Raw genomic sequence first — 17,302 nt, 5'->3', positions numbered from 1 at the left:
CGGCGCGATGCCACGATTTGTCATTTCCCAATGTTTGGCGATCGGCTTGGCGGCAACAGCTCTGATGATGGGGGCGGCGGTGGGTAGCGCGGGGGCGCACCCCGGCGCCGACGACACGATCGCGCAGGACGCAGCGCCCTGCGAACAAGCACGGCAGGCACGTCAGAACAAGCAGGGAGTCCGCTCCGCCACCCCGACGGCAGCGGGCCAGATCGACGCGGTGCTGATCACCGCGAAGAGCCGCGCGCCGATCGCGGGCGGCAGGATCGTCCTCACCGGCATCGACGCGTGTGGCGACCATGTCCACCGGCACATGTCCACCGGTGCCAACGGCCAGGTGAGTTTCCGTGGTCTACAACCCGGCCGCTACCAGCTCACCGCTTACCGCAACGACTCGGCGACGCAGTCGGTCACCAAGGCCGATGTCGCCCTGTCGACTCCGTCGCGCAAAACGATCCAGTTCATCGCCGACTGACCGAGCGGCCGGGCCGGGCGATCACCGCCCGGCCCGAAACCTGTTGACCCCCAGCGCGGTCGCGTGTCCCGTGATAGAAATCACCCCAGAGTGAAAAGGGGTGGTTTCCGCATGGAACCGACAGCCGAACAGCGGGCCGCGCTGGGCATGATCTGCGATACGTTTGTCCCCGGCGACGGCCTGGGATTGCCCGCGGCGACCGACATCGGCGCGGTCGACACGATCGTCCGTATCCTCGGGCGCAATCCTCGCGAAGCCGAACAGAAGCAGCTGGCAACGCTGTTGGGACTGTGGGATTCCCGCCTCTTCGGCCTGGTCACCGGCAGTGGCTTGCGCCGGTTCTCCACGCTCTCGCAGGAGCAGCGCGAGGCAGCGCTGCTGCGCCTGGGCGATTCCGGCCTCGCGCCCGCCCGGGCGATCTTCCAGGCGCTCAAGCAGGCTTCCCTGCTCGCCTACAACGTGAGCCCCGGTCCCACCGGCACGAATCCGCTGTGGACCGCGATCGGCTACCCGGCGCCGGCCGGGCGGCTCGACACCGCGCCGAAGCCGCCGCTGTCGCCGCTGCGGTTCACCGAATCCACCGCGCTCGAGTGTGATGTCGTGGTGGTCGGTTCCGGCGCCGGCGGCGGTGCCGCGGCCGCGGTGCTGGCCGAAGCAGGCCTGGACGTGATCGTGCTCGAACGCGGAAACTACTACGACGACCAGGATTTCGGCGCCGGCGAACTCGACGCGCTGACCAGCCTGTACGCGCCGGGACCCGCCGCCTCGGCGGAAGGCCAGATCACGCTCGTCGCGGGGACCTGCCTCGGCGGCGGCACCGTGGTCAACTGGAGCACCTCGCTGCCGACACCCGACACGGTCCGTGCCGAATGGGCCGGGACCGGCGTGCCGCAGTTCGCCGAGGACGAGTTCGGTGACGCGCTGGCCGCCGTGCAGAAACGGATCAGCGTCACCGACAGCAAGTCCCCGCTCTCGGCACGCGACGGCATTCTCGAACGCGGCGCCCGTGCGCTCGGCTGGGAGGTGGACACCCTGCCGCGCAATGTCAGCGATGCGTGTGACGCCGGAATCGAGTGTGGGCGTTGCGGTTACGGCTGCCGCCTGGGCGCCAAGCAGTCGGCGACCAAGACCTGGCTCGCCGATGCGGCCGAGCACGGTGCCCGCCTGGTGGTCGACGCCGACGTCCGTGCCATCACCGTGAAAGCGGGCCGGGCCGAATCGGTTTCGGCGGTCACCGCATCCGGGGTCGAGATCACGGTGCGCGCGAAGGCGGTCGTGGTCGCCGCGGGCGCGATCCAGACACCGGCGCTGCTGCGACGATCCGGTCTGCGCAACAAGAACATCGGACAGTATCTGCGCCTGCATCCGGCCGCGGCGGTCTTCGGCGTCTTCGACGACGACATCCGCCCGTGGGAAGGGGCGTTGCAGGCCCGCATCAGCAGGCACCACGCCGACCTCGACGGCAACGGTTACGGCGTGATCTACGAGACCGGCCCGGTCCACCCCGGCCTGGCCACCGGCTTCATGAGCTGGCGCGGCGCGGCGCAACATCGGGCCACCATGGGCGATTTCGCGCGCACGAACTCCATCGGCATCATCACCCGCGACCGCGACCCCGGCTCCGTCTCGATCGACAAGTCCGGCGAACCGGTGGTGAAATACCAGCTGTCCGACTACGACGCCGCGCACCTGCACACCGGCATCGTCGGCGCCGCCTCCATCCTGGAAGCCGCGGGCGCGCAACGGATCTACTCGGGCCACCAGGCGGGCATCTCCTTCGAACCCGGCACCCGCGGTTCGCTCGCCGAATTCGATGCCGCGGCCAAGAAGGCGGGCTACGGCCCCGGACGCTGCTCGATGGGCGCCCTGCACATCATGGGCTCGGCCAGGATGGGCGGTACGCCGGAGCTCTCCGCGACCGACCCGGACGGCGCCACCTGGGATGTGCCGAACATCGTGGTGGCCGACGGGTCGAGCTTCCCCACCGCGCCCGGCGTGAACCCGATGGTCACCATCGAGGCGATCGGCTACATGAACGCGAAACGGCTCGCGGCCCGGCTGGGCTAGCGTGCCGCTGATGTGTAGTGAACACGTAATGTGGTCGGTACATATCAGGGAGATCCGCCCGCGGCCGGGCCGGTGCGCATTCACGGAAGGGGCCGAGATGGACAAAGCGACGCAGTTGGTCGAGTTCGAGACCATGCTCCTCGGCCGGCACAGCCTGAGATCGCGCCGCGGGCCCGACGCCATGGACCGCAGCGCCTATATCCTGCTGAGCCGGCTGCGGATGGGCGGACTGATGTCCATCGGCCAGCTCAGCGACGCCCTCGGCTTGGATGCCTCGACTCTCAATCGGCAGACCGCGGCCATGATGCGGACCGGTGTGATCGAGCGGATTCCCGATCCCGAGGGCGGGATGGCGCGGAAGTTCCGGGTCACGTCCAAGGGTGAGCGCCGGTTGAATGCCGAACGGGCCCTGATCGTCGACGCGCTGGACTCGATCCTCGCGGACTGGCCGGCCGAGGATATCGCCGCGTTCGTCGGTTACCTGCGACGTTTCAACACCGATATCGAACGCCGGTCAGGGGAGTACTGGCCACGGCCGCTGGCGACCCTGCCCGCGGATCACTAGCCGTACCGCGACCGCCGTCACGATTCCCCGGGCGACTCCGCACATCCAGCGATGTGTACTATGCACATTGAATGTCATATGCATATCTTGTGCTCTGTACATAACTTGCTCGATTGTCGATGGGAGCGGTACGTGGGGATCTCGGAAAAGACGGCCAGACCCGCAGTGGTGGTCGGCGTCCTCGCCTTCGGCGGCACCGTCGCCGCGATTACGCAGACGGCGGTGGTGCCGATCATCGGTCAACTTCCGCAACTGCTCCATACCAGCGCCGCCGACGCCTCCTGGGTGATCACGGTGACGCTGCTCGTCGGTGCGGTGTTCACCCCCGTCGCGGGCAAGCTCGGTGACCTGTACGGAAAACACCGCATGCTGCTGGTCTCCGGTGGATTCCTGATCGTGGGTGCCGCGGTCGCGGCCATGTCCTCCTCGCTGGTTCCCATGCTGATCGGGCGCGGAATCCAGGGCATGGGGGTCGGCTTGATTCCGTTGGGCATCAGCCTGATGCGCGATGTGCTGCCCGCGGAGCGGCTGGGTTCCTCGATCGCGCTCATGAGCGCGTCGCTCGGGGTCGGTGGCGCGCTGGGCCTGCCGGTATCGGCCGCGGTCGCGCAATACGCGAGCTGGCGGGTCCTGTTCTGGGCCGCGGCGGCGTTGAGCGCGCTGGTCGTGGTACTCATCGTGACCCTGGTTCCGGCCGAGGCGAAGCGCGGTGACGCGGGTGGACGTTTCGATTCCGTCGGCGCGGTGGGCCTCGGCGCGGGACTGGTATTCCTGCTCCTGCCGGTGTCGAAGGGCGCCGGATGGGGCTGGGGCAGTGCCACGACGCTCGGGCTGTTCGCCGCCTCGGCGGTGACCCTAGCCGCGTGGGGGTGGTGGGAATTGCGGACCGCCGACCCGCTCGTCGATCTGCGCACCACGGCGCGCCCCCAGGTGCTGCTGACCAATGTCGCCTCCGTCCTGGTCGGCTTCGCCATGTACGGCCAGGCGCTGATCGTGCCGCAGTTGATGCAGTTGCCCGCGGCCACCGGCCACGGGATGGGCCAAACCATGCTGGGCATGGGTCTGTGGATGGCGCCGGGCGGCTTGATGATGATGGCGTTGTCACCGGCGGGCGCGAAGCTGTCGGCCGCGCGCGGGCCCAAGGTCACCCTCGCGGTCGGGGCGCTGATCATCGCCGTCGGCTATGGCTCGTCGGCCGTGCTGATGGGTTCGACCTGGGGTCTGATGACGATGGTCTGCATCACCAATATCGGTGTCGGCCTGGCCTACGGCGCCATGCCCGCCCTGATCATGGGCGCGGTGCCGCTGTCGGAAACCGCCTCCGCCAACAGCATCAACACGCTGATGCGCTCGCTCGGCACCTCGGTGTCGGCCGCCGTTGTCGGTGTGGTGCTGGCCAACATGACGACCGACTTCGCCGGGCACGCGGTGCCGTCGGCGGCCGGGTTCCATGTCGGCCTGCTGATCGGCGCCGCGGTAGCGCTCGTGGCCGCCGGAACAGCACTGACCATTCCGCGCCGACCGGCCGCGCCCACCGATCTCGACACCGAACTCGCGACACTGTCCACGCAGTCGGTGTCGGTGGCGAAAGCCTGACGACCTGGCCTAGGACCGTTTGATCCCGGCGAGCACCGCCCGCAGGACGTTCACGTCCGGGGCGGTGCTCATCTGGTTTCTCGGTGCGTTGGCGAGGAGTCTGCCCTCGTCGACGAGGTCGCCGATGAGCAGCTTCGTCGAGGTCAGGGGTAGGTGCAGGTGGGCGGAGACCTCCGCGACCGACAGTGGCGTGCGGCACAACTCGACGATCGCGCCGTATTCGGGCGCGAGCAGCCGTGAGCGGGCGCCGGAACGCGCGTCGACGAGCAGGGTGGTGAGTTCGAGGTCGGGGCGCTGCGCCTTGGCGCGCCCGCCGGTGACGGCGTAGAGGCGCACCAGCGGGCCCGCCTCGTCCTCGTACCAGTGTTCGCGCTCGTCGCTCATGGTCGCGGCGAGACGGCGGGGAACTGGCCCGAGATCGCCGACTCGGGATCGGACGCCTCGGCCAGCGCCGACGGGATCAGCACCACGACGCGCACGCCGCCGTACACCGATTCCGCCAGCCGCACCGAGATGCCGTGCCTGCCCGCGAGCGTGGCCACGACGAACAATCCGAGCCGCGAGGTTCCGGCCAGCGTGCCGACGCTGAACGCGGGCGGGTCGGCCAGCATCGCGTTGCGTTCGGCCACATCGGTTTCCGACATGCCCAGCCCCTGGTCGACGATCTCCACCGCGACCCCACGCCCGACCACGATCCCCGACACCGCGACCTGGGTCTCGGGCGGGGAGAAGGCGGTCGCGTTGTCCATCAGCTCGGCGAGCAGGTGGATCACGTCGGCGACGGCATGCCCCGACACGCGCACATCCGGCATCTGCTTGGCCGCGATCCTGGTGTAGTCCAGGCTTTCCGCGATCGCGCCACGCACCAGTTCGATCAGCGGGACCGGCTTGCGCCACCGACGGCCCGGCTGTTCGCCGCCGAGGATGATGAGGTTCTCGGCGTTGCGGCGGGCACGGGTGGCCAGATGGTCGAGCTGGAACAGCAGATCGAGCTGATCGGCGTTGCTCTCGTCGCGCTCGGCGCGGTCGAGCAGCGCGAGCTGGCGGTGCACCACCACCTGGCTGCGGTGCGCGATGTCGAGGAAGACCGTGCTGATCCCCGCCTTGGTCTGCGCCTCGGCGACGGCGGCCGACATCGCCGCCACGTGGGCGCGATTGAACGCCGCGGCCACCTGGCCCAGCTCGTCGGTACCGAAGTCCAGGCTCGAACCCTCCGCCGCGGTATCGACGGTCTCCCCCGTCGCGACCCGGCGCATCACCTCCGGCAGCCGTTCGTCGGCGAGTTCGAGGGTGTCGTGGCGCAATCGGTGCATCCGCGCGATGAACCGATTCGCCATCACCAGCGCGAGGAGGAACGCGGCCACCGCGGCGAGCGCGATCAACGCGCCGCCGAGCAGCGCGCTGTCGGTGTCGCGTTCCCCCTGCTGTCTGGCGATGACGTGCGCGTCACCGCTCTGGTCTTCCCACAGTTTCTGCAAGGCCAGGCCGACATACTTCGACGCGTCCTGCCAGCCGGCCAGACCGACCGGGAGTCCCGCCTCCCCGTCGCGTACGGATATCGGTCCGCGCACCAGGATGGCGTCCTGCATCGCGATCACCTGCTGCCATTGCGGACTCGCGGTGATCTCGGAGAGCTGCGCCAGGCGACGGCCTTTCAGCACCGTCGCGGAATAGGCTGCCTCACCACGGAATTCGCCGATCCGACGGCCGAAGTCGACCAGCTGGGCAGTGCTCATCTCGCCCGTGGTCACCGCGACCGAACCGAGCGTATCGGCTTGTGACAGCGCCTCCGCCGCCCGCAATTGCTCTACCGCGTAGCCCAATTCGATGCCGACCCTCGCCTCGGGCGCGACCCGGGCGGCCAGCATCGACGCGGCGATGATCGTGCCGATCACCCCGGTGTAGAACCCGAACACCTCGTCGGGGGAAATCCGCAGGAATTCCACGCCGGTGCGCACGGTCGGCACCATGGAGAACAGCTTGTTGTAGCCCTCGATGTCCTCGCGGGAACCATCGGGGTTCAGCGCGCGAGCCGCGTCGCCTTTCGCGATCACCGCCGCGAGCGCCTCGTCGGAGCGCTGCTTGGCGGTGACCAGCGCGGGCGCCGACGACACGTCACCGGCCAGCCGCAGCAGCGACAGCCTGCGCTCTTCCTGGAAGGCCGACACCATGAGAATCGCGGGCGCGGTGGTACTGCTCGCCAATTCGGCCCATTCGGTGGAATCTCTGGCCGAATTCACCAGATAGACAGCTCCGCCACCCCCGACCACCAACAGCATGACACTGGAGATGAGCACCATCGACAACAACCGGATACGCACACTGACCCGGCCACGAACACCGGTACGCCTGATTTTCAAATCTGAAATCTTTCCGCTCCCCGGAACGCCCGGGCGCCCCGCTGCGTGCCGGTGCCGCTGATGTGCCACCCATCACGCGTGTATCGCGTGAGACTAACCGACGGCCCGAGCGTGCGCGCGATGTCGCGAATTGTCGAAACACGCGGGGCGCGAACAGCTATAGCGCCGCCGCACGCACGCGATGGCTCGACAGATGACTCAGCACCGCTTGATTCGCCTCCCAGCCGTCGGGGAACTTCACCGGCACCCCGAGGTGGACCGGGTCGGCGGAGGGGTGGGCGTCGAGGAGTTCGGGGATGCCGGCGCGGCCGACGAGGATGCAGGCGTGGCGGTGGCGGGAGGCCAGCACGCACAGCCGGCCCGCCTCCAGATGGAAGGCGCTGGCGTCGCGGCGGCCCGAGAGTGGGTGCAGCACCAGGGTGACGTCGTATTCGCGACCCTGGAGCCGGTTGGCGGTGTCGACGGTGACGGGTTCGGCGCAGGTGCCGCGCAGGGCGGTGCGGATGGCGTCGGCCTGGTCGCGGTGCGCGGTGCCGATCGCGACCCGCTCGGTGGTCACGGGGTGACTGCCGGATTCGGAGTGGGCGGTGGCGCCGCGTTCGATCAAGCGAGCCGCGATCGCGGCGAGGGCGGCGACGGCGTCGCGGTCGGTTCGCAGGGTGTGCCGGGCAGGCAGTTCGTACCAGCCCCAACCGGACTCGGCCGCCTCCTCCAGTACCGCGTCGACCGGCCCGCCCAAGCCGCGGGTCGTGAAATCCAGTCGCCGGTCCCCGAATCCGGTGCCGGACTGGAATGCGGTGAAGGGGTAGAACGCGGTCGACACCACCGGGGCGGCGGTGGCGGGCAGCCGCCAGGACACCGGCAGCCGGTGGGTGGGGATGTGGTCGTTGTTGGCCAGCATCACGCTGACGGCGCTCATCGTCGGGTCCCAGGTGAGGCCCGCCCAGCGCGCGGTTTCGACCGTCGCGAACGGGTCCAGCTGCCCCGGGTCGCCGACGAACAACCCGCGATCGAACCGATTCGCGATGCGCAACAACATGTCCGAGCGCATCTGATACGCCTCGTCGATGATCGCGTGCGACCAGCTGCCCTCGGTGATGGTGGCCCACTTGGCCGCGGTGCCGATGACGATCGTGCGGTCGGCGAGGTCGCCGGGTTGCTTGGCGACCCGGACATTGCCGTGCCGGTCCACCCGATCGCTCACCACATAAGCCGCGCTGGACAGCCGCCCGATCCGCAGCGCGGGATCGGCGGCGGCCAACCGGTCGATCAGGTCGTCGACCTGCTCGTTGGTCTGGGCGACGATCATCCGCTGGTCGCCGTCTTCGGCGAGCTGACGGGCCGCCCGCACGACCAGCGTCGACTTGCCCGCGCCCGGTGGGGAGTCGACCACGATCGCGCGATGACTCTCGTCGCGCAGGTCGGTGAGAATTCCCGCGACGGCCTCGTCCGGTGTGGTCACTGGAGTTCCTCGCCTTCCTCGTCGGCCTGCGGGTTCCATTCCGGCGGCGGACCGCCGTGGGTCCACGGGGTCTCCTCGCGCGCGGGCAGATTCAGCATCCCGTTGAACGGTGCCGGTTTGAAGCGGGCGAAACCGAGGTCATCGCCTTCCTCGGGGACGCTGCCCGGCTCGGCGACGAGTTTGCGCCCCATCCCGCCGGACAGTTCGAGAACGATCGTGTCGCCGTCGATCTCGACGACGAGGCCCGACTGTTTCGGCCGCTCGACGCAGGTCAGCTCTTCCCCGGCCACGGCGACGAACGGGTCGGTGGTGCGAATGTGGATGTGCGGGCGCAGTTTCGGGCGCGATCCCGAACGATCGAGGCGCTCCGGCTCGCTGTGCGTGACGGTGCCACGAAACGCCGCTCCGCTGACGCGGTGCTCGAGCATGCGCAACGGATCATCGAAAGCGCACTGCCCCTGCAGGGCTTCCAGCGCCCGTTCCCGTTCCAGCAGTCTGCGCACCGCGGGAACGGCGGAGTCGCGGCGGGCCTGCGGAATCCCTTCCGCGACATCGGCGGCGAAGCGGGAGAACGCACCGCGATCGTCGGTCCACCGGTTCTCGACGCTGGCGCCTTCGGGCAGCGCGCTCAACAGCTCGATCGAGCGCCACATCAGCTGCCAGGTGGGTTCGAGCTGGCCGCGCAGGGAGCGCTCGAGCCGTTCGGCCGCGACCGATCTGGCCGAGTCGTCGAGTGCGGCGTTGTAGGCGGCGATCAGCGGCGCGAGTTCCTCGTTGTCGAATCCGGGATCGGTGGCCGGGCCCGCGGGCGGCGACAGCAGCGGATCCTCGGCCAGGGCAGCGGCTTCCGCGCCGGTCAACCCGGTCGGCGGGTCGATCCAGCCGAGCAGGGCCGCGAGGTTGCCGTCTTCGAGGGCGGACTGGCCCGATGCCCAATGCGACGACAGCGCTGTCGTCATCGCGGGCAACACCGCCGAACCGGGATGTTCGGCGCGATCACCGAACCAGGTGAGCCAGCGTCCGAGCAGCGGAATCGACTCCGGCACAGGGTTGTCCCCGTCGACCCGGTGAAACCGCACCGAACGCCCCAGCAGCTTCAGGAAGTTCACGCCGCCGGGGTTCGGTGTCCACATCTGGGGCGCGTCCAGACACCGCGTGTAGGTCTCCCCTGCCTTGCTGGTGAGCTCCTCGGTCTCGACGAGAAACGTCGAAAGATACGGCAGCACCACATCAGCCAGTTGCTCGATGAACCGCAACCGCAGCACCCGGTCGCGCGGCTGCGGCACGGTCAACACGTTCTGGTCGCCGGCCGAGGTGCCGATCATGATCGCCACCGGCGCCGCCGCCTCCCCCGCCAGCCGCAACGGCACCGCGACCAGCGGCCGCTCGGCGAGGTGGATGTGGCGCACCGCCGCGGTCGCCTGCGCCCGGCCCGCCCGCACGGCCTCGGCCTTGGCCAGGGCCGCCAGGACGCTCATCCGGCGATCTCCCACCGCAGCCGATGGGCGGTCCGCAGCATGGCGGTGATGTCGGTGTGCTCGGGGCCGGGTTCGAGCGTCCCGTCGGCCAGGCCGAGGACCGTGTGGATGTTCTCGATCCCACCGACCACATCGCACACCCCGCGGCCCAGCGCATCCACCGAACCGCAGGTACGGGCCTCGTCGCGGCAGGCGAACGCCAGCTCGCAGCTCGACATGCACTCGGGCGCGTAGCGAGCCGGGATGGCGGCGATCGTCTTCTCGAGGTTGTCCCCCGGCGCGAAAGTGGCCTCGGGCGGCAGCAGGTCGAGCAGGTCGGGAATCGCGGTGAGCCTGGTCAGTTGACGCGAGACCGTGGCGAGTTGCTTGCGCAGATCGACCAGTTCAGCCGTCGGCCGATTCGAGAAATCCCGCGCGCAGACCAGAATCGCATTGTGCGAGACGATCTCCGGCGACTGTCCGATCTCGGCCATCAGCTCGCGCAAGGCGATCACGTACACCGCGGACTGACGCGCGGCGGCCGCCACCTGCGCCGGATCGGCCTGCCCGTCGATCACCGGGAAGGCCTTCACCTCCACCACATGGAACTTGCCGTCCAACTGCACGGCCACCACATCGGGTTCCAGATAGGCCGTCGCACCGGCGATATCGAGCCGCAGCATCGGGTGGTCGAACAGGGTGCCGTCGCCCGCCGCGATCGCGCTCTTCAGCAATTGCCTGGTGCGTTGATAGCGCACCGCGTTACCGGTGTTCTCCCCGACCGAATTCAGGTCGTGATAGGCGACTTCGGGAATCGTGAGTCCGAGTTTGTCCCGCAACAGGGCGAGCAATTCCGCGCAGCCGTTCGCCTTCACCATCGCCTCGAAAGCGTTACCGCGTGTGATGGCGAACTGGGACTGACCGAATTGTGGCGGGAATCCCAGCGACTGGGCGATCACGGTCTTGTCCACCGCGGCCGCGTCGAGCAGGGCGCGGCGGGCACATCCGGGATTGGCCGTCAGCGCGGCGATGGTGCGGGCGTTGTGCCTGGTCGCGGGCGCTTCGCCGCGCAACTCGTCCAACTGTGCTGCGAGAGTGCTCATTTCACCTCGATTCGTCGCCGATCGGCTACGCCGAGCCGAACACCGAATAGTTGTGCGGCCGGATCCGCCAGCTGATCCGCCGCCCGACGCGCGGCCGAATGGCGCTGCCTCGCATCCTCGTCCTCGTGCACCGCGAGCTCACGGCGCGCGGCCTCGATCACCGTCGCCGGGTCGAGTGAATCCGGGGCGGTGGAGATGCCAGGAATCGACACGGCGAGCCGCCACAGTACGCGCAAACCCGACGTTTCCCCCGCAGGCTGCGCCGAAAGATGTTCGGCCAAGCGAATAGCCGACACCAGCAGCCCGACCCGTGGACTCAACGGGCCGACCATCCGCCGTTCCAGTGGCCACGAACTCACCGCCATCAGACCGCGCGCGGGGGCGAGCAGATCCGTGGTGAGCGCCGCGCACAGGTAGTACGGGCGGGCGTACGGCGCCGACCGGAAGGACCGTTCCTCGTCCCGGCGCAGACTCGTCAGCCGGGCGGGCAGCAGCTCGCCGGAGAAGAACGCGTCATGGGTGGCGAGCACCAGTTTCGGCGACGACGGCACCGACAGCAGGGTCAACGCGCGATGCACGTGTTCACGCACCGGCACCCCCGGCGCCTCCGACGCCTCTTCCGGCATCGAACCGAGAACCGCCGCGTCCCAGGCCAACTCGGCCCTGCGCAGTTCGGCGCGCAATTGCCGCGCCCCGGCCCGATCCCCACCGGCGGCCGCCCGTCGCACCTCGGCCCGCAAACCGGAGATGCGCACCTCCAGCTCCTCGGCCGAGTCCGTCACGAGTCGGAGCGTATCCACAGCTACCAGTATTGTCCAGTAATTCCCAGTATTTCCGGGACAGCTGGACGAGACACCCGCACACCCGCACACCCGGACTCGTGATGCGAGCACCGAGAGCGACCGAATAACCTGGGGCAATGACAGCTGTTGCAGATCGTTCACTCGGACCGGAATTGGCGCGCACCGAAACCATCGCCGCGGACACCGACGTGCTGGTGATCGGGTTGACGTCCTCGGAGAACGGACCGGCCATCGTCCCCGCCGACCTGTTCGGCGACGTGCTCACTGCCGAGGTTCGCGCGGAACTGCTGGACGCTCTCGGCGCGGTCGGCGCCAAGGGCAAGCCCGAGGAGCTCACCCGGGTGCCCGCGCCTGCCGCACTGGCCGATGTCACCAGCGTGCTCGCCGTCGGACTCGGCGCGGCCGACAAGGTCGACGCCGAACAGGTGCGCCGCAGCGCCGGTGTGGCCGGGCGCGCGCTCAGCGGCACCGAACTCGTCGCCACCACCCTGTCCGGGATCGATCTGGGCGCGGCCGCCGAAGGGTTCTATCTCGGCGCGTACACCTTCTCGTCGTTCAAGTCCAAGAGCGCGCCCAAGCCGGACGAGCGACCGGTGGTCCGCCTCGAATTGCTGGTGCCCGAACCGGAATTCGGCACACTCGAGCTACTGCGCGCGCAGCTGGTCGCCGAGGCGATCGCCACCGCACGCGATTTCGTCAACACCCCGCCGAGCGCGCTCTACCCCGCCGAGTTCGCCGAGCGGGCCCGGACCCTCGCCGTAGGGGCGGGCCTCGAGGTCGAGGTGCTCGACGAGAACGCGCTCGCCGAGGCGGGCTACGGCGGCATCATCGGCGTCGGCCAGGGTTCCTCGCGTCCGCCGCGGCTGATCCGGATCACCTACGCGGGCGGCCCGAAGAAGATCGCGCTCGTCGGCAAGGGCATCACCTTCGACACCGGCGGCATCTCGATCAAGCCCGCCGCCAACATGGAGAACATGACCTCCGACATGGCGGGCGCCGCGGCGGTCATCGCCACCGTGCTGCTGGCCGCGCGGCTCGGCCTGCCGGTCACCGTCACCGCGACCGTCCCGATGGCGGAGAACATGCCCTCGGCTACCGCGCAGCGCCCCGGCGACGTGCTCACCCAGTACGGCGGCACCACCGTCGAGGTCATCAACACCGACGCCGAGGGCCGTCTCATCCTGGCCGACGCGATCGTGCGCGCGGTCGAGGACGAGCCCGACTACCTCATCGACGTCGCCACCCTCACCGGTGCGCAGATGGTCGCGCTCGGCACCCGCACCCCGGGCGTGATGGGCACCGACGAGTTCCGCGACCGCGTGGCCGCCATCTCGCGCTCGGTCGGCGAGAACGGCTGGGCGATGCCGCTTCCCGCGGAACTGCGCGCCGACCTCAACTCCAAGGTCGCCGACCTGGCCAATGTCGCGCCACACCGCTGGGGCGGAATGCTCTCGGCCGCACTGTTCCTCAAGGACTTCGTGCCCGAGGGCGTGCAGTGGGCCCACCTGGACGTCGCGGGTCCGGCCTACAACACCGGCGGACCGTTCGGCTACATCGGCAAGGGTGGCACCGGGGTTCCGGTGCGCACGCTGATCACCGTGATCGAGGAGATCGGCGCGGAGTAGTCACTCCTCCCATTCGGCTTCGCGAGCCCGCCGCTCCTCGATGCGGCGGCGGGCGTCGAAGTCGCGCATGCGTTGCGGGTATCCGGTGCGGTTCACGTCGTAGACCGGAATCTTCAACGCGCCGGCCAGCCGCCGCGCGCCCTGCTCGCCGACGATGCGCCGGGTCCACTCACCGTCCGCGGCCACCAACACTGCTGTGACATCGGTCACAGTCGTTTTGGGTTCGACGAAAGCTTCGACCCCACGCCGCGTCCGCGCCCAGTCCGCCAGGGCGCTCACCTCCGACGCGGTCTCGCGAGCGCCTGACCTGCTCGCACCGCGCCCACCACGGAAACGATCCAGCAAACCCATCCGGCTCGACCTCCTACATTCCGGCGGAATTCTGCTCACCGCCGTACATTCCATGGTGCCAGCTTCGCCCGGATCGCCGCCCTGCGCTACACCCGCGACAGACGAGTGCAAGGATGGTTGCCGGAACAAGAACCAACGTTTCCCGGGTGCTCCGCCGAGACCGGCGGGGTGGACGAAAGCCGCGACCCGCGACGGATGTCCGCCGGGTACACACTCAGAGGAGTCAGAGGACATGGCCTTCTCCGTCCAGATGCCAGCCCTTGGTGAGAGCGTCACCGAGGGAACGGTGACCAGGTGGCTGAAGCAGGAAGGAGACACGGTCGAGGTCGACGAACCGCTGCTCGAAGTCTCCACCGACAAGGTCGACACCGAGATCCCGTCGCCGACCGCGGGCGTGCTCTCCAAGATCGTCGCCCAGGAAGACGACATCGTCGAGGTCGGCGGTGAACTCGGCGTGATCAGCGATGCCGGCGAGACCCCCGCCACCGCACCTGAGCCCGCTGCCGCGCCCGCCGCGCCCGAGCCGGCCCCCGAACCCGAGCCCGCCCCCGCCGCACAGGCCCCCGCCGCCGAGGCTCCGGCCCCGGCCGCCTCGCCTGCCGCGTCCGCTGGTTCCGGCACACCCGTGAAGATGCCCGAACTGGGCGAGTCGGTCACCGAGGGCACCGTGACCCGCTGGCTCAAGGCCGTGGGTGACACCGTCGCCGTCGACGAGCCGCTGCTCGAGGTGTCCACCGACAAGGTCGACACCGAGATCCCGTCGCCGGTCGCGGGCACGCTGCTCGAGATCACGGCGCAGGAAGACGACGTCATCGATGTGGGTGGTCAGCTGGGTGTGATCGGTAGCGGCCAGCCCGCGGCCGCCGCGCCCGCACCTGAGCCCGCACCAGCACCTGAGCCCGCCCCGGCGGCTGAGCCTGCCCCGTCACCCGCGCCTGCGCCCGCCGCCGCGGCACCGGCGCCCGCGCCGAAGCCCGCTCCGGCCCCGGCTCCCAAGCCCGCTCCGGCGCCCGCGCCTGCCGCGTCCGCTCCTGCCCCGGCGTCGTCCAACGGCAGCACCCCGTACGTGACCCCGCTGGTCCGCAAGCTGGCCGACGAGAACAACGTCGACCTGTCGACCCTCACCGGTTCCGGTGTCGGCGGCCGCATCCGCAAGCAGGACGTGCTCGCCGCCGCCGAGGCCAACAAGGCGCCCGCCGCCGCTCCGGCTCCGGCCGCTGCCGCCGCACCCGCGCCCGCGGCCAAGCAATCCGCCGCCCCGAAGCTGGCCGCCCTCGTCGGCACCACGCAGAAGGCCAGCCGGATCCGCCAGATCACCGCCACCAAGACGCGCGAATCGCTGCAGGCCACCGCGCAGCTGACCCAGGTCCACGAGGCCGATGTCACCAAGATCGCGCATCTGCGTCAGCTCGCCAAGGCCTCGTTCAAGTCGCGCGAGGGCGTCAACCTGACGTACCTGCCGTTCTTCGCGAAGGCCGTCGTCGAGGCGCTCGGTGTGCACCCGAACGTGAACGCGTCCTACAACGAGGACACGAAGGAAATCACCTACCACGCGTCGGTGCACCTGGGGATCGCGGTCGACACCGAGCAGGGTCTGCTCTCGCCGGTCATCCACAACGCCAGCGACCTGTCGCTGGCCGGCCTGGCCCGCGCGATCGCCGACATCGCCAACCGCGCGCGCACCGGCGGGCTCAAGCCCGACGAGCTGTCCGGTGGCACCTTCACCATCACCAACATCGGTAGCGAGGGCGCGCTCTTCGACACCCCGATCCTGGTTCCGCCGCAGGCGGCCATGCTGGGCACCGGCGCGATCGTCAAGCGCCCGGTGGTGGTGACCGACGAGGCCGGCGGCGAGTCCATCGGCGTGCGCTCGATGGTGTACCTGCCGCTCACCTACGATCACCGTCTCATCGACGGTGCCGACGCGGGCCGGTTCGTCTCCACCATCAAGCACCGGCTGGAAGATTCGGCGTTCGAGGCCGATCTCGGCCTGTAGTCGAGGAATTCATGAAGGTGGTCATCGCCGGTTCCTCCGGCCTGATCGGGACGGCGCTCGTCGCGGCACTACGCCGCGACGGGCACCAGGTCTCCCGCCTGGTGCGCCGCGCCGCGGCCGCACCGGACGAATTCGCGTGGGATCCCGCGCGCGCCCAGCTCGACGAGCGGGCATTGCGCGGGGCCGACGCGGTCGTGAACCTGTGCGGCGCCGGCATCGCCGACCGTCGCTGGAACGGCGGTTACAAGCAGTTGCTGCGTGACAGCCGCATCACCCCCACCGATGTCCTGGCCACCGCGGTGGCCGCCGCCGGGGTGCCGACGCTGGTCAATGCCAGCGGCGCGCACTACTACGGCGGCGAGACCGGTGACGCCGTCATCGACGAGACAGCGCCCGCCGGAACAGATTTCCTGGCCACGCTGTGCCGGGACTGGGAAGCCGCCACCGAAACGGCCGCCGAAGCCGGCGTGCGCACCGTGCTCATCCGCAGCGCCGTGGTGCTGGCCCCCAACGGCGGCATGCTCAGCAAGTTGCACCCGCTGTACTTCGTCGGCTTGGGCGGACGCTTCGGCAGCGGCCGCCAATATCTGCCGTGGATCTCCCTCGACGACGAGGTCGGCGCCATCGTCTTCGCGCTCACCCACCCCGAGATCTCCGGCCCGGTCAACGCCACCGGCCCCGCCCCGGTCACCAACGCGGAATTCAACCGCGCGCTCGGCCGTGCGCTCCACCGGCCGACCCCGTTCATCGTCCCCGGTTTCGCCCTGCAAGCCATGGTCGGCGAGCTGGCCGACTCGATCCTGCACGGCCCACGCGCCATCCCCGCGGTGCTGGAAGACGCCGGGTACACCTACCGGCACCCGACCATCGGCGCAGCGCTGGCCGCCGCCGTCGACCGGGGGTGAGCCGATGCTGATCCGCGACGCCGACAAGGCCGACCTGCCCGCCGTTCTCGCCATCCACAACACCAACATCGCCGAGTCGACCGCGATCTGGGACACCGACGAAGTCGACCTGGACGACCGCCTTACCTGGTTCGCTACCCGCACCGAGGCCGCCATGCCGATCCTGATCGCCGAGATCGACGGCGAGGTCGCCGGCTACGCCTCCTACGGCCAGTGGCGCCCCAAATCCGGCTACCGCTTCACCGTCGAGAACTCGGTCTACGTCGACGGCCGTTTCCAGCGCCGCGGCGTAGCGACCACCCTGCTCACCGAATTGATCGCGCGCGCTATCGATTCCGGCCGCGTGCACGCCATGATCGCCGCCATCGAATCCACCAACAGCGCGTCGATAGTTCTGCACGAACGCTTCGGCTTCCACACCGTCGGCGAACTCCCCGAGGTCGGCCACAAATTCGGCCGCTGGATGGACCTGACCCTGATGCAGCGCACCTTCCCGATCGAACCCTGACGCCCTCTTTGGCCGCACCGGGCCCCCGG

Annotated in this window: 15 protein-coding genes; 8 read left to right on the top strand and 7 right to left on the bottom strand. The window is 69.5% G+C overall.

The genetic code is table 11. The annotated features are described in order from the left end of the window. The first annotated feature begins 7 nt into the window (after positions 1–7). The 4 genes from ACFWFP_RS30565 to ACFWFP_RS30550 all read left to right on the top strand — a co-directional run bounded on the left by ACFWFP_RS30565 (position 8) and on the right by ACFWFP_RS30550 (position 4,703). A complete protein-coding gene (locus tag ACFWFP_RS30565; RefSeq protein WP_379300809.1) occupies positions 8–475 on the top strand; it encodes a carboxypeptidase-like regulatory domain-containing protein in 468 nt (155 codons plus the stop codon). A 111-nt stretch (positions 476–586) separates the two neighbouring features. Then, positions 587–2,542 (top strand): GMC family oxidoreductase, encoded by a 1,956-nt coding sequence (locus ACFWFP_RS30560; protein ID WP_379300808.1) that lies wholly within the window; start codon positions 587–589, stop codon positions 2,540–2,542. Positions 2,543–2,639: 97 nt separating this feature from the next. Further along, positions 2,640–3,107, top strand: a complete 468-nt coding sequence (locus tag ACFWFP_RS30555) for a MarR family winged helix-turn-helix transcriptional regulator (protein WP_379300806.1) — start codon at positions 2,640–2,642, stop codon at positions 3,105–3,107. Positions 3,108–3,185: 78 nt separating this feature from the next. Further along, on the top strand, positions 3,186–4,703 hold the full coding sequence (locus tag ACFWFP_RS30550; RefSeq protein WP_379300804.1) for an MFS transporter: 1,518 nt from the start codon (positions 3,186–3,188) through the stop codon (positions 4,701–4,703). 9 nt (positions 4,704–4,712) lie between these two features. Here the strand turns inward: ACFWFP_RS30550 and ACFWFP_RS30545 are convergent, their stop codons facing one another. From ACFWFP_RS30545 to ACFWFP_RS30520, 6 genes are all read right to left on the bottom strand, one after another. Continuing rightward, complete coding sequence (locus ACFWFP_RS30545; protein WP_379300802.1) at positions 4,713–5,087, bottom strand: DUF742 domain-containing protein; 375 nt, start codon at positions 5,085–5,087, stop codon at positions 4,713–4,715. Continuing rightward, positions 5,084–7,063 (bottom strand): nitrate- and nitrite sensing domain-containing protein, encoded by a 1,980-nt coding sequence (locus ACFWFP_RS30540; protein WP_379300800.1) that lies wholly within the window; start codon positions 7,061–7,063, stop codon positions 5,084–5,086. The genes ACFWFP_RS30545 and ACFWFP_RS30540 overlap by 4 nt, the downstream gene beginning before the upstream one ends. A gap of 157 nt (positions 7,064–7,220) precedes the next feature. Then, positions 7,221–8,525: an AAA domain-containing protein gene (locus ACFWFP_RS30535; RefSeq protein WP_379300798.1), complete on the bottom strand. Its 1,305-nt coding sequence runs from the start codon at positions 8,523–8,525 to the stop codon at positions 7,221–7,223. Continuing rightward, positions 8,522–10,003 carry a hypothetical protein gene (locus tag ACFWFP_RS30530; RefSeq protein ID WP_379300796.1) on the bottom strand — a complete coding sequence of 494 codons (1,482 nt, stop codon included), beginning with the start codon at positions 10,001–10,003 and terminating at the stop codon, positions 8,522–8,524. Before ACFWFP_RS30530 ends, ACFWFP_RS30535 begins: the two co-directional genes overlap by 4 nt. Beyond that, positions 10,000–11,085, bottom strand: coding sequence for a hypothetical protein (locus tag ACFWFP_RS30525; protein WP_379300794.1), 1,086 nt, complete (start codon positions 11,083–11,085; stop codon positions 10,000–10,002). Before ACFWFP_RS30525 ends, ACFWFP_RS30530 begins: the two co-directional genes overlap by 4 nt. Then, positions 11,082–11,867: a hypothetical protein gene (locus ACFWFP_RS30520; RefSeq protein WP_379300792.1), complete on the bottom strand. Its 786-nt coding sequence runs from the start codon at positions 11,865–11,867 to the stop codon at positions 11,082–11,084. The genes ACFWFP_RS30525 and ACFWFP_RS30520 overlap by 4 nt, the downstream gene beginning before the upstream one ends. 137 nt (positions 11,868–12,004) lie before the next feature. Between ACFWFP_RS30520 and ACFWFP_RS30515 the strand changes: the two genes are divergently transcribed. Beyond that, complete coding sequence (locus ACFWFP_RS30515) at positions 12,005–13,513, top strand: leucyl aminopeptidase (protein ID WP_379300790.1); 1,509 nt, start codon at positions 12,005–12,007, stop codon at positions 13,511–13,513. Here the strand turns inward: ACFWFP_RS30515 and ACFWFP_RS30510 are convergent, their stop codons facing one another. Next, the gene (locus tag ACFWFP_RS30510; RefSeq protein ID WP_379300788.1) at positions 13,514–13,864 is read right to left on the bottom strand and encodes an oxidoreductase; all 351 of its coding nucleotides are present in this window, start codon (positions 13,862–13,864) and stop codon (positions 13,514–13,516) included. A 232-nt stretch (positions 13,865–14,096) separates the two neighbouring features. Here ACFWFP_RS30510 and sucB point away from each other — a divergent pair, with 232 nt between their 5' ends. The 3 genes from sucB to ACFWFP_RS30495 are packed head-to-tail and all read left to right on the top strand — an operon-like array spanning position 14,097 to position 17,273. Continuing rightward, a complete protein-coding gene (sucB, locus tag ACFWFP_RS30505; RefSeq protein ID WP_379300786.1) occupies positions 14,097–15,860 on the top strand; it encodes a 2-oxoglutarate dehydrogenase, E2 component, dihydrolipoamide succinyltransferase in 1,764 nt (587 codons plus the stop codon). Positions 15,861–15,871: 11 nt separating this feature from the next. Next, positions 15,872–16,765: a TIGR01777 family oxidoreductase gene (locus ACFWFP_RS30500; protein ID WP_379300784.1), complete on the top strand. Its 894-nt coding sequence runs from the start codon at positions 15,872–15,874 to the stop codon at positions 16,763–16,765. Positions 16,766–16,769: 4 nt separating this feature from the next. Then, the gene (locus tag ACFWFP_RS30495) at positions 16,770–17,273 is read left to right on the top strand and encodes a GNAT family N-acetyltransferase (RefSeq protein WP_379300783.1); all 504 of its coding nucleotides are present in this window, start codon (positions 16,770–16,772) and stop codon (positions 17,271–17,273) included. The last annotated feature ends 29 nt before the right edge of the window (positions 17,274–17,302 follow it).

It is taken from the genome of Nocardia sp. NPDC060249 (assembly GCF_042728755.1).
Classification (GTDB): domain Bacteria; phylum Actinomycetota; class Actinomycetes; order Mycobacteriales; family Mycobacteriaceae; genus Nocardia.
The sequence above is the reverse complement of the archived record's forward strand: the minus strand, read 5'-3'. Positions and strand labels throughout refer to the sequence as shown.

What these genes read in the sequence shown, in the direction of transcription:
- ACFWFP_RS30565 (WP_379300809.1), top strand. Translation starts at nt 8, where the DNA reads ATGCCACGATTTGTCATTTCCCAATGTTTGGCGATCGGCTTGGCGGCA.
- ACFWFP_RS30560 (WP_379300808.1), top strand. Translation starts at nt 587, where the DNA reads ATGGAACCGACAGCCGAACAGCGGGCCGCGCTGGGCATGATCTGCGAT.
- ACFWFP_RS30555 (WP_379300806.1), top strand. Translation starts at nt 2,640, where the DNA reads ATGGACAAAGCGACGCAGTTGGTCGAGTTCGAGACCATGCTCCTCGGC.
- ACFWFP_RS30550 (WP_379300804.1), top strand. Translation starts at nt 3,186, where the DNA reads ATGCATATCTTGTGCTCTGTACATAACTTGCTCGATTGTCGATGGGAG.
- ACFWFP_RS30545 (WP_379300802.1), bottom strand. Translation starts at nt 5,087, where the DNA reads ATGAGCGACGAGCGCGAACACTGGTACGAGGACGAGGCGGGCCCGCTG.
- ACFWFP_RS30530 (WP_379300796.1), bottom strand. Translation starts at nt 10,003, where the DNA reads ATGAGCGTCCTGGCGGCCCTGGCCAAGGCCGAGGCCGTGCGGGCGGGC.
- ACFWFP_RS30525 (WP_379300794.1), bottom strand. Translation starts at nt 11,085, where the DNA reads ATGAGCACTCTCGCAGCACAGTTGGACGAGTTGCGCGGCGAAGCGCCC.
- ACFWFP_RS30515 (WP_379300790.1), top strand. Translation starts at nt 12,005, where the DNA reads ATGACAGCTGTTGCAGATCGTTCACTCGGACCGGAATTGGCGCGCACC.
- ACFWFP_RS30510 (WP_379300788.1), bottom strand. Translation starts at nt 13,864, where the DNA reads ATGGGTTTGCTGGATCGTTTCCGTGGTGGGCGCGGTGCGAGCAGGTCA.
- sucB (WP_379300786.1), top strand. Translation starts at nt 14,097, where the DNA reads ATGGCCTTCTCCGTCCAGATGCCAGCCCTTGGTGAGAGCGTCACCGAG.
- ACFWFP_RS30500 (WP_379300784.1), top strand. Translation starts at nt 15,872, where the DNA reads ATGAAGGTGGTCATCGCCGGTTCCTCCGGCCTGATCGGGACGGCGCTC.
- ACFWFP_RS30495 (WP_379300783.1), top strand. Translation starts at nt 16,770, where the DNA reads ATGCTGATCCGCGACGCCGACAAGGCCGACCTGCCCGCCGTTCTCGCC.